The sequence below is a fragment of the Rhodococcus sp. A14 genome, assembly GCF_011603105.1.
GTDB classification, from domain to species: Bacteria; Actinomycetota; Actinomycetes; order Mycobacteriales; family Mycobacteriaceae; genus Rhodococcus_F; species Rhodococcus_F opacus.
Genome location: NZ_JAAOQS010000007.1, coordinates 149532 through 159415, shown reverse-complemented (window position 1 = coordinate 159415; position 9884 = coordinate 149532). Strand labels below are relative to the sequence as shown.

Below are 9884 nucleotides of genomic sequence, written 5' to 3'. Positions count from 1 at the left end.
CCGAGGGCGACCTCATCGCCGTCCTCGAGGCCATGAAAATGGAAAACCCCGTCAACGCCCACAAGGCCGGCACCGTCACCGGCCTCGCCGTCGAACCCGGCGCCGCCATCACCCAGGGCACCGTCCTCGCAGAACTGAAATAGGCACCTGCACCCACTCGTGAGTCCTTCTCGGCCCCCGGGGTCGAGAAGGACTCACAGTAGTCTGTACGCATGTCTGACGTTCCCGAGATCCGTATCGGCACTGCCGAACGTGAGCAGGCCCTGAACTTGCTGAGCGAACATTTCGCGGCGGGCCGTTTGACGGTCCCCGAGTTCGACGAGCGCAGTCTCGCGGTCACGAATGCCACCACTCGCGGCGAGCTCGACCGAGTGTTCACCGACCTCCCCGCGACCACGGTCGGCGCGCCCGCCAAGGCCGAATCGGCCGGCACCGACAACGACCAGAACTGGCGTCGCATCGTGATGTCGGTGATCCCGCTCGTCGCCCTCGTGCTGTTCTTCGTCGTCCCGGTCGACAACAGCTGGTTGTTCTTCCTGATGATCCCTGCCGCCGGCGCCATCCTGTTCGGCACCCGCGACGACCGCCACGGTCGCGATCGCCGCCGCGACCGGGACCGCTGACATGGAACCTGTCGAGGTCAATGCGGGTGGCTGGTACCTGCGCGCGCTGCGCGCCGACGAACGGGTCGACGATCGCCCGGCGCTCGCGGACGGTGGAATCGCCGAACCCGAGTACGTCGCCCGCCGTACGGCGCAGTGGCTGAGCGACGAGCACTATTCGTGGGCGATTTGCCAGCCCAACACCGGCGAACTGCTCGCCGAGGTGGGCCTCACCCCGTCCGGGGAGTCCGCGACCCTCACCGGCTGGGCGCGGACCGGCCACGAGGACGCGCTGGCGAGCGGATCGGATGCGGTGCAACGGTTTGCCGAGGGCGCACTGGGGTTCACGGTCCGGCGGTGACTATGCGATCCGTTCCGGTGGCGGCCCTCACCGTGCTGGCACTGGTCATGCTCCTGTCCCCTGCGTCCGCGACGCCGTCGGGTCCCGAACATGCCGACAAGGTGGTGCACGCCCTGCTGTTCGCGGCGCTGGCCGCCGCCTCCCGGTACGCGCTCCTGACACCACGGATCACCGTGCTCTGGCTCGCGGCGTTCGCGGTGATCACCGAGATACTGCAGGGCGTGCTGCCGATCGGCCGGCACGGATCGGTCTGGGATCTCTGCGCCGACATGGTGGGTGTGGCGATCGGGTTGGCCGCTCAGTCCGCGATCATGCGCTCCCGCAGCAGAGTCTGAACGCCGGCGTCGAGGCCAAGTCCGTCGGAGAAGTACCGTTCGACGGTCCCGTACTGCTCGCGCATGGTGGCCAGGGACACCTCCAGGTACTGCTGACGGACTCCGAGCACGGGCTCGAGCAGCGCCGGATCTCCACCCGCGTCGACGAATTTCTCGAACACGCCCGCGAACGACGGAAGCAGGAGTTCGTTGGTCAGCAGGTAGTCGTGGAACACGTCGTCCTCACCGACTCCGAGGAGAAGCAGTAGCGCGGCCGTGGCCCATCCCGTCCGGTCCTTGCCGGTGGTGCAGTGCACGAGGGCAGGCGTGTTGCCGTTCGAGGCCAGGTCGCCGAACAACTCCCGGTACGACGACACCGCGCTCGGCATCACGACGAAGTCGCGGTAGCTGCCCTCGAAGTACTCGATCGCGCGTCCGCCGCCGAGTTCCCGTTCGGCGATCATCGGATCGGCGATCACCTGGAGCATCTGCGCGGGGATGGACCGGATCCCCTTGTCGGCGAGCACGTCCAACACCACCGCGCGAGCGCCGTCCGGGAGTTTGTCGGGCGCCGCGTCGCGCTCGTCCGCGGTGCGCAGGTCGTACACCGTCCGGATCCCGAGGCCGTCGAGCAGCGGCATGTCCGTGTCCGCGATACGGCTGAGATCGGTCGAACGGAAGTACACGCCGGTGCGCACTTTCGCGCCGTCCCGGGTTCGGTAGCCACCGACGTCTCGCAGATTGGGCACGGACGTGAGCGGTATCGGCGTCATGCGTCGACGGTACCGCCCAGCACTCGGGCCAGTGCATCCACGGCGGCGTCGAGTTCCGCGGTCGTCACCGTCAGGGGTGGGCGGAACCTGATCCCGCGCTTGCCGGTCGGCAGGATCAGCACCCGCTCCCGGTCCCTGAGGTCGGCGACGACGCGGTCCCGCCGCTGCGGAGTGGGGAGGGTGATCGCGCACATGAGGCCGCGTCCCCGCGGCTCGGTCACGTCGGGATTCGCGCGTGCGAGTTCCCGCAGTCGTTCGAGGAGATGCGCCCCGGTCATCCGGGCCCGGTCGACGAGCCGGTCCTCCTCGATGATCTCGAGGATCCGGCGGGACCGCACCATGTCGGTGAGGTTGCCACCCCAGGTGGAGTTGATCCGCGAGCTGACGGCGAACACGTTGTCGGGGATGTCGTCCACCCGGCCGCCGGCCATGATGCCGCAGACCTGAGTCTTCTTGCCGAACGCGACGACGTCCGGATGCACTCCCAATTGCTGGTACGCCCAGGCAGTGCCGGTGAGACCGCACCCGGTCTGCACCTCGTCGAGAATGAAGAGCGCGTCGTTCTCACGGCAGAGCGCCTCCATCGCCCGGAAGAATTCCGGGCGGAAGTGGTGGTCTCCCCCCTCTCCCTGGATCGGCTCGGCGATGAAACACGCCACATCCGAGGGGTTCTCGGCGAACGCGCGCCGCGCCTGGTCCAGTGCGTGACGCTCGGCCTCGACGACGTCCCGCCCGTCCGCGAGGTACGGGGAGTCGATGCGCGGCCAGTCGAACTTGGGGTACCTCGCCACCTTGCCGGGCTCGGTATTGGTGAGCGACATCGTGTATCCACTGCGCCCGTGGAACGCCTCGGTCAGATGGAGCACCTTCGTGCCGAGCGCCGGGTCGAGGCCGCGGCTCTCGTTGAGCCTGCTCTTCCAGTCGAACGCCACCTTCAGAGCGTTCTCGACGGCGAGTGCGCCCCCGTCGATGAAGAAGAGATGCGGCAGTGCGGGATCGCCCAGCACCCGGGCGAACGTCTCGACGAACCGTGCCATCGGGACGGTGTAGATGTCGGAATTGCTCGGCTTGTTGATCGCCGCCGCCGCCAGTTCCCGGCGAAAGGCGTCGTCGTCCGCCAGTTCCGGGTGGTTCATCCCCAGCGCGGACGAGGCGAAGAATCCGAACATGTCCAGGTAGCTGGTGCCATCGCGCTGGTCGACGAGATGCGTACCGCGTGAGTGTTCCAGGTCGAGCACCAGGTCGAAACCGTCGACCAGAATGCGCTCGCGCAGCACGTCGTGCACCTGGCTCGCCGGCAGCTCGCCCCCATCTCCGGTAAATCGAATCGCTGTGCTCATACCGACGAGATTACGTCAAAATTCCTGTGAACCGGCGACGATTCGGCAACATATCCGGAACAGGGCTCATCTGTCGTAAAATGTTTGCAAGATGATGGTGCTGCGCGTGTGTACGTTGGCGGTGGCACGGATCTCCTGCAGCAGGTGTTCCAGCTCCCGCGGGGAAGCGACGCGCACCAGCAGCACGTAGCTCTCCTCCCCCGCGACCGAGTGGCACGCTTCGATTGCGGGGAGGTTCCGCAACCGGGCGGGTGCATCGTCGGGCTGCGACGGATCGAGAGGAGTGATCGCGACGAATGCGGACAGACCGTGCCCGAGCGCATCCGGATCGATCTTCGCGGTGTACCCGCGGATCACTTTGCGGGCCTCGAGCCTGCGCACCCTGGACTGCACGGCAGAGATCGACAGCCCCGCCTTCTCGGCGAGTGTCGCCAGAGTCGCCCGGCCGTCGGCCACCAACTCCTGCATCAGTACCCGATCGATGTCGTCGAGAGGAGTATGGGGTGCGTCGCTACGAAAAGATTCCACCACCAGCGCAGGCTAGCCCAGCGGAGGTGCATCATGGTTGAAACGTGGGAGCTCCGCGCCCGCTTTGCCCGGGCACTGGCCGCGACGTACGGCCGGGAGGTGCCCGCATACGACACACTGGCCGAGGTGGCCGGTGCGGTCAACGCGGACTTCGCGGCGCGACACCCTGCCGACGCCGAACGCCGTGGCGGCCTGGCCCGGATCACATCCGAACGCCGCGGCGCGATCAGGCTCGGTGGACCCACGGAGCTGCGCCAGGCGGCCATCCTGTTCGCGGGCTTCGGAATGCACCCCGTCGGCTGCTACGACCTGCGCGACGCGCCCGCACCCGCGCCCGTCGTCTCGACGGCGTTTCGTCCCGTCGATCCGATCGAACTGGCCCGCAACCCGTTCGGGATGTTCACGTCGATGCTCACCACCGCCGATCGCCGGTTCTTCGACTGCGACCGGCAGCGCCGCCTCGAGAACGTTCTCGCCGCGCGCACGGTGTTTCCCACGGAGGTGCTGCACCTGGCCGCGCTCGCGACCGAGGAAGGCGGGCTGACGGCACCGACGGCGGAGCGGTTCGTCGCACTGGCGGCCACGGCCTTCGCATCGCCGGACACCGCGGCCGACCGGTCCTGGCACGCCGAGTTCGAACGTATCTCCCCCGTCGCCGCCGACATCGGTGGGCGCACGAGCGTCCGCGTCGTCCATCTGGCGCCACGGGTCTTCGACCTCGACGACCTGTGCCTGCGTGCGGCGCGCCGCGGCCTCACGATGATCGGCCGCATCCAGGGACCGCCCGCATGGGGCGGCCCGGACGTACTTCAGCGGCAGGCGTCGTTCCGCGCCGCCGGCGAACCACGCGGAGTCGTCGTTGCGGAGTCGCGCGGCATCGCACTGACACCCGAGGGACGGGAACTGTGCGACCGTCTGGCGGACGCCGACTCCGCCCGCTGGGAACGCGAGTTTCCGCGGACTGAAGCCGAACTCGAGGCGAGCGGGCTGGCGTACTTCAGCCACCGACTCTCCGGCGAGGAAGACGTCGCGGAGCCCATTCTCTACGAGGACTACCTCCCGGTGGCGGTGGACTCCGGCCCCGACCACCCACCATGGCTCGCCGAGACCCTCGGCCGGCCTGTGCACGACCCGTTCACGCTCTACCGACAGCAGCAGGATCGAACCCGAGAGAGGACAGCATCGTGAACCTTCCCGCCCCCGAGGAGTTGTGCCGACGCGCCGAGGAAGCACTGATCCGGTGCGGCGCCGAGATCACCGACGCCGGTGGACCGCTCGTCGCGCGAACCCCGATCACCGGGACCGAACTGCGCACGGTGACCGCGAGCAGCACGGACGACGTGGACCGGGCGATCACCGCAGCGCACGACGCCTTCCTCGAGTGGCGTACCGTTCCCGCCCCCCAACGCGGCGCGGTGGTGCGCCGCCTGGGTCAGCTTCTGACGGAACACAAGACGGACCTGGCGGAACTGGTCACCCTCGAGGCGGGCAAGATTCCGTCCGAGGCGCAGGGCGAAGTGCAGGAGATGATCGACATCTGCGAATTCGCGGTCGGTCTGTCACGCCAGTTGTACGGCAGGACGATGGCCTCGGAACGTCCGGGACACCGGCTGATGGAGACGTGGCACCCACTGGGAGTCGTCGGGGTGATCTCGGCGTTCAATTTCCCCGTCGCGGTGTGGTCGTGGAATACCGCCGTCGCGCTGGTCTGCGGCGACACGGTGGTGTGGAAGCCGTCGGATCGGACTCCGCTCACCGCGATCGCCTGTGATGCGCTGCTGGCGCGCGCTGCCCGCGACGTCGGTGCACCCGCCGGGATCCACGCCCTGGTCCAGGGCGCGGGGGACGTCGGCGAGCGTCTCGTCGACGACGCACGCGTGGCGCTGGTCAGCGCCACCGGGTCGGTGCGGATGGGTCGCGCCGTGGGTCCGCGCGTCGCCGCGCGTTTCGGCAAATGTCTACTCGAGCTGGGCGGCAACAACGCAGCGGTGGTGGCCCCGTCCGCCGATCTCGATCTGGCCGTGCGGGGAATCGTCTTCTCCGCCGCGGGCACCGCGGGCCAGCGCTGCACGTCCCTGCGGCGGCTGATCGTGCACTCCTCCGTCGCCGACGAGCTGGTGCAGCGCATTTCTTCGGCGTACGGCCAGTTGAAGGTCGGGAACCCGTTCGACGACGGTGTCCTCGTCGGTCCGTTGGTGAACCGCTCCGCGTTCGAGGCCATGCAGACCGCGTTGGACAAGGCCCGCGCCGACGGCGGGACCGTTGTCTGCGGCGGCGAACGCAGCGGTGGCAGCGACTCCGCCTACTACGTCTCGCCCGCCCTCGTCCGGATGCCCGCGCAGACGTCGGTGGTGCAGGAGGAGACGTTCGCACCGATCCTCTACGTCCTCACCTACGACGACTTCGACCAGGCGATCGCATTGCACAACGAAGTGCCCCAAGGGCTTTCGTCGTCGATCTTCACCACCGATCAGCGTGAGGCCGAGAGGTTCCTCGCGCCAGACGGTTCCGACTGCGGCATCGCGAACGTCAACATCGGCACGTCGGGTGCGGAGATCGGCGGGGCGTTCGGCGGCGAGAAGGAGACGGGCGGCGGACGCGAGTCCGGATCCGACGCATGGAAGGCCTACATGCGCCGCGCGACGAACACCGTCAACTACTCCGATCGACTCCCGCTCGCGCAAGGGGTGGAGTTCACCTGATCGGCGGCGTCGACCGGCTACTCTCGGGGCGTGAGCAACTGGACCGAGATGGCGCGTGAGATTGCCGAGAACGTGTTGTTCCCGGTGGCCGACAGCGTCGATGCCGACGGCGAGATTCCCGACAGTCACTTCGAGACTCTCGCCGCCGACGGCTTCTACGGACTCGCGGCACCGGGCGAAGAAGGTGTGACGCCGTCGGTGCTGGTCGACGTGATCGAGACGTTGTGCGGCGGCTGCCTCACGACGGCGTTCACGTGGATGCAGCATCACGGCGTCGTCGCCGGTCTCGCCGATTCGCCGAACACGTCTCTGCAGGGTCGCTACCTCGACGGGCTCATCGACGGCACCGTCCGGGCCGGTGTCGCCCTGGCCGGAGCGATTCCCGTCCCGCCCACTCTGTGGGCACGCAGCGTCGACGACGGCTACGTGCTCGACGGGGTGTCGCCGTTCGTCACCGGCTGGGGCATCGTCGATCTGCTCCAGGTGTCGGCGCGCGACGAATTCGACGACTCCATCGTGCACGTCATCATTCCCGCGCAACCGCTTCGGGGACTCACCGCCGAGGAACTCCCGCTGATCGCGGCCCGCGGGTCCAACACGGTCCGGTTGACATTCGACGGGCTCGCCGTGCCACGCGATCTGGTGAGTGCCGTCGTCTCCCCCGACGACTTCGCGAAGAGCCAGCTGTTCGGCTCGTGGATCAACGGGTGCATGGCGATGGGGATCACCCGCCGGGCGATCAGCGAACTGGAGGCTCTCGGCGTCGACGCGGACCCGTTCGAAGAGCAGGCCGCACGCGCACGACTCGACCTGAACGCGGCACTCGAAGGCCGCGCCGAGATCGCCGAAGCACGGGCCCGCGCTTCGGAACTCGCCATCCGCACCGCCACCGCCCTCGTCACGGCGAAGGGCAGCTCGTCACTGCTCGCCGGGAACACCGCCGAACGCCTCATGCGTGAAGCCACCTTCACGCTCGTCGCAGCGGGACGTCCGGCGATCAAGTCGGCGTTGCTGGAGCGCCTCGGCCGCGACTAGCGGGTGCGGACCCTCAGGTCACCGAACAGCGAGTACGACACGATGCGGATCGTCGGGGCTGCGGGCCCGGGATCCTGTGCACCGGCGTCGAGTTCGCGGTCGCCGAAGAGGTCGAAACCACCCACCTCGACGTGCACGCCCTCCGGAACGGTGATCGTGCTGTCGCCGAACAGTGTGACGAGCGTGATCGTCGACGTGCGGGCGCCGATCACGGCCGACCGGAGGTCGAGCTTCACGTCCCCGAACACGAGCAGGGCCAGTGTCTTGACGGCGAGCGACCAGCGGCCGGAACGCTTGGTGTCGCCGAAGATTCCGACGATGGTGGACTGAGGTCGCGACACCGGCGCCGCTGGAGCTTCGACGGGGACCAGCCGCCGAAGACCTTCGACGTCGACGTCGCGGGACCAGACGATCGCGGCTTGCTCCGAATACTCCTCCAATGTCAGCTTTCCGTCCCCCACCCCCTTCTCGAGGCGGGCTTGTGCGGCCTCCCGGAGTCGGTCGAGTTCGCGGCTGTCCCCTGCAGCAGTCATTACTCCACCGTAGCTGTCGGTGCCCTCGTCTACTGTCTGACGGCTACACCCGTGACACACCGCCCCTTCGACCGAAGCGAGACAACGTGTTCAAGTTGATCCGCGCAGTTGCTCTGGCGCTACTCGCTGTGGGCGCCTACGTGGTGGTCTCCGAGCACGAGCCCGCCACCGTCGAGTTGCCGTCGCCGTCGTTCGCTCCGGCGACGGCGAAACTCACGACAGTGTGAGGGGCGGCGCACAGCTAGGGCACACCGTCCTCGGCACATGCCCGGTCGCGGGCTTTTCGGCGAGCGCGGGCGATCAGCTCACCGGCGTGATGTCGGTGATTGATTCGCGGGTTTCTGTCCGGGTCGATGTCCGGTGGTGGAATCCATTCGGTGCGCTGTCGGTGTATCCGCCGTTGCGCCACTCCTGCAGGGGGTGCACCGCGCACATGCTGGCCGGGGCCGCGCAACCAGGTCGTGTGCATCCGCCTTCGGCGGCGATGAGAGCGAGGCGTTGGTCCGCGCTCGCCACTCGTCGGCGCCGTCCCAGATGCAGGGGCCGGCCGTCGTGGTCGAACACGACGAGCACCGGGTGGGCGCGTTCGGCGAGCTTCAGCGCGTCACCGAGGGGAAGGAGTCCGCAGGTGGCCGTGGTGGTCACGCCGCCTGCCGCATTCTCGAGTTGGTCGAGAGTCATGGTGATGATCACCGTGACGGGCAGACCCCGATGCCGGCCATGGATCTCGCATTCCAGCATGACCCGGAATATCGCGCTGAGGGCGTCGTGGTTTCTCTGCGCAGCAGTGCGAGTGTCACGCGCTGCCGCCGCCACCAGTGCTTCACGTTCGATCGACGGATTGTCGGCGTCGCCAGACGGTGACTCCGGGTCGTCCGGGTTGTTGATCCCGGGGCGAGCCCATTTCGCGAGGATCGGGTCGAGCAGAGCGCGCGCTGTGGGGTCGAGTTCACCGCAGATCTTCGACATCAGTTCGGAATCCTGACGGCCCAGCGAAACACCACGCCGCCGGGAGCGATCACGATCGTCACCCAGGTTTCCGTCGGGATCGAGATGAGCGAGGAGGCGGTGGCCGGCACTCTCGACATCTTCGGGTGTACCTTCTCTCGCACACTGCGCCAGGATGGACTCCGCCAATGCGACGTCGGCGTTGGTGACCGCATGCGGGATCTTTCGCATGATCTTCCGGATTACGCGTGCATGGTCGGCACCGATGTCGCCATCCCGTTGCGCGGAGGCGGTTTCCGGCAGCGCTGCCTCCATCTGCTCGCCCGAAGCTGTATGAAACAGACCGAGGTCGCGGGCGGCCGCCACCCGTGCCGACGCGTCTGCTGCCGACACGCGCAGCACCTCGACCAGGAGCTTGTTCGGTGAGTTGCAACCGAGCGCCGCGGGTAACGAGCGTTCGACACTCTCGACGATCAGCCGCAGCGAGACTGCACCGGCGCGGCGGAGGGACTTCTCGAGCTGGCCTTGTCGGCGAGTACGGCCGCGCGCCGCGCGCCGGACAGTGCCTCCGCGGAATCTCACCACTGAGCATCGAGGTGACCGTCGTCGGCATTCCAGCGCCGACCGAGAGCAGAAACGACGCGAGTCCCGACGCAATCGCCCGTGCCACCTCGGGGATGAACATCCCAGACCGAACTGGATTCCAGAGACCGCACGGTATGTTCCCGCTGCCTGTCACACCCCCGGT

13 protein-coding genes are annotated in these 9884 nt (G+C 67.9%); 8 read left to right on the top strand and 5 right to left on the bottom strand.

The genetic code is table 11. The features are described from left to right. The 4 genes from G9373_RS06580 to G9373_RS06565 form a co-directional block, all read left to right on the top strand. Window positions 1-143, top strand: a 143-nt coding sequence (locus G9373_RS06580; RefSeq protein WP_164061674.1) for a biotin/lipoyl-containing protein, incomplete at its 5' end; no start/stop codon positions are given. 69 nt (window positions 144-212) lie between these two features. Next, window positions 213-623 (top strand): DUF1707 domain-containing protein, encoded by a 411-nt coding sequence (locus tag G9373_RS06575; RefSeq protein ID WP_005563269.1) that lies wholly within the window; start codon window positions 213-215, stop codon window positions 621-623. A gap of 1 nt (window position 624) precedes the next feature. Beyond that, window positions 625-963, top strand: coding sequence for a hypothetical protein (locus G9373_RS06570; protein WP_005563268.1), 339 nt, complete (start codon window positions 625-627; stop codon window positions 961-963). 2 nt (window positions 964-965) lie between these two features. Continuing rightward, window positions 966-1298: a VanZ family protein gene (locus G9373_RS06565; protein ID WP_005563267.1), complete on the top strand. Its 333-nt coding sequence runs from the start codon at window positions 966-968 to the stop codon at window positions 1296-1298. Here the strand turns inward: G9373_RS06565 and G9373_RS06560 are convergent. The 3 genes from G9373_RS06560 to G9373_RS06550 all read right to left on the bottom strand — a co-directional run bounded on the left by G9373_RS06560 (window position 1262) and on the right by G9373_RS06550 (window position 3921). Then, window positions 1262-2050, bottom strand: coding sequence for a tyrosine-protein phosphatase (locus G9373_RS06560; protein WP_005563265.1), 789 nt, complete (start codon window positions 2048-2050; stop codon window positions 1262-1264). The two genes, G9373_RS06565 and G9373_RS06560, sit on opposite strands and share 37 nt — an antisense overlap. After that, window positions 2047-3390, bottom strand: a complete 1344-nt coding sequence (gene lat, locus G9373_RS06555; protein WP_054248898.1) for an L-lysine 6-transaminase — start codon at window positions 3388-3390, stop codon at window positions 2047-2049. Before lat ends, G9373_RS06560 begins: the two co-directional genes overlap by 4 nt. Window positions 3391-3456: 66 nt before the next feature. Next, window positions 3457-3921 (bottom strand): Lrp/AsnC family transcriptional regulator, encoded by a 465-nt coding sequence (locus G9373_RS06550; RefSeq protein ID WP_037208656.1) that lies wholly within the window; start codon window positions 3919-3921, stop codon window positions 3457-3459. Window positions 3922-3951: 30 nt separating this feature from the next. Between G9373_RS06550 and G9373_RS06545 the strand changes: the two genes are divergently transcribed. The 3 genes from G9373_RS06545 to G9373_RS06535 are packed head-to-tail and all read left to right on the top strand — an operon-like array spanning window position 3952 to window position 7655. Continuing rightward, complete coding sequence (locus G9373_RS06545) at window positions 3952-5106, top strand: DUF1338 family protein (protein WP_054248899.1); 1155 nt, start codon at window positions 3952-3954, stop codon at window positions 5104-5106. Beyond that, a complete protein-coding gene (locus G9373_RS06540) occupies window positions 5103-6620 on the top strand; it encodes an aldehyde dehydrogenase family protein (RefSeq protein ID WP_065490409.1) in 1518 nt (505 codons plus the stop codon). Before G9373_RS06545 ends, G9373_RS06540 begins: the two co-directional genes overlap by 4 nt. Before the next feature lie 30 nt (window positions 6621-6650). Continuing rightward, window positions 6651-7655 carry an acyl-CoA dehydrogenase family protein gene (locus G9373_RS06535; protein ID WP_120659303.1) on the top strand — a complete coding sequence of 335 codons (1005 nt, stop codon included), beginning with the start codon at window positions 6651-6653 and terminating at the stop codon, window positions 7653-7655. Here the strand turns inward: G9373_RS06535 and G9373_RS06530 are convergent. Continuing rightward, on the bottom strand, window positions 7652-8188 hold the full coding sequence (locus G9373_RS06530; protein WP_005265533.1) for a LiaF domain-containing protein: 537 nt from the start codon (window positions 8186-8188) through the stop codon (window positions 7652-7654). The two genes, G9373_RS06535 and G9373_RS06530, sit on opposite strands and share 4 nt — an antisense overlap. An 86-nt stretch (window positions 8189-8274) precedes the next feature. Between G9373_RS06530 and G9373_RS06525 the strand changes: the two genes are divergently transcribed. Next, window positions 8275-8415: a hypothetical protein gene (locus tag G9373_RS06525; RefSeq protein ID WP_155756156.1), complete on the top strand. Its 141-nt coding sequence runs from the start codon at window positions 8275-8277 to the stop codon at window positions 8413-8415. A 73-nt stretch (window positions 8416-8488) separates the two neighbouring features. Here G9373_RS06525 and G9373_RS06520 read toward each other — a convergent pair whose 3' ends face one another. Continuing rightward, on the bottom strand, window positions 8489-9718 hold the full coding sequence (locus tag G9373_RS06520) for a DUF222 domain-containing protein (protein ID WP_242323153.1): 1230 nt from the start codon (window positions 9716-9718) through the stop codon (window positions 8489-8491). Between the last annotated feature and the right edge of the window lie 166 nt (window positions 9719-9884).

What these genes read in the sequence shown, in the direction of transcription:
- lat (WP_054248898.1), bottom strand. Translation starts at nt 3,390, where the DNA reads ATGAGCACAGCGATTCGATTTACCGGAGATGGGGGCGAGCTGCCGGCG.
- G9373_RS06560 (WP_005563265.1), bottom strand. Translation starts at nt 2,050, where the DNA reads ATGACGCCGATACCGCTCACGTCCGTGCCCAATCTGCGAGACGTCGGT.
- G9373_RS06570 (WP_005563268.1), top strand. Translation starts at nt 625, where the DNA reads ATGGAACCTGTCGAGGTCAATGCGGGTGGCTGGTACCTGCGCGCGCTG.
- G9373_RS06565 (WP_005563267.1), top strand. Translation starts at nt 966, where the DNA reads ATGCGATCCGTTCCGGTGGCGGCCCTCACCGTGCTGGCACTGGTCATG.
- G9373_RS06545 (WP_054248899.1), top strand. Translation starts at nt 3,952, where the DNA reads ATGGTTGAAACGTGGGAGCTCCGCGCCCGCTTTGCCCGGGCACTGGCC.
- G9373_RS06575 (WP_005563269.1), top strand. Translation starts at nt 213, where the DNA reads ATGTCTGACGTTCCCGAGATCCGTATCGGCACTGCCGAACGTGAGCAG.
- G9373_RS06530 (WP_005265533.1), bottom strand. Translation starts at nt 8,188, where the DNA reads ATGACTGCTGCAGGGGACAGCCGCGAACTCGACCGACTCCGGGAGGCC.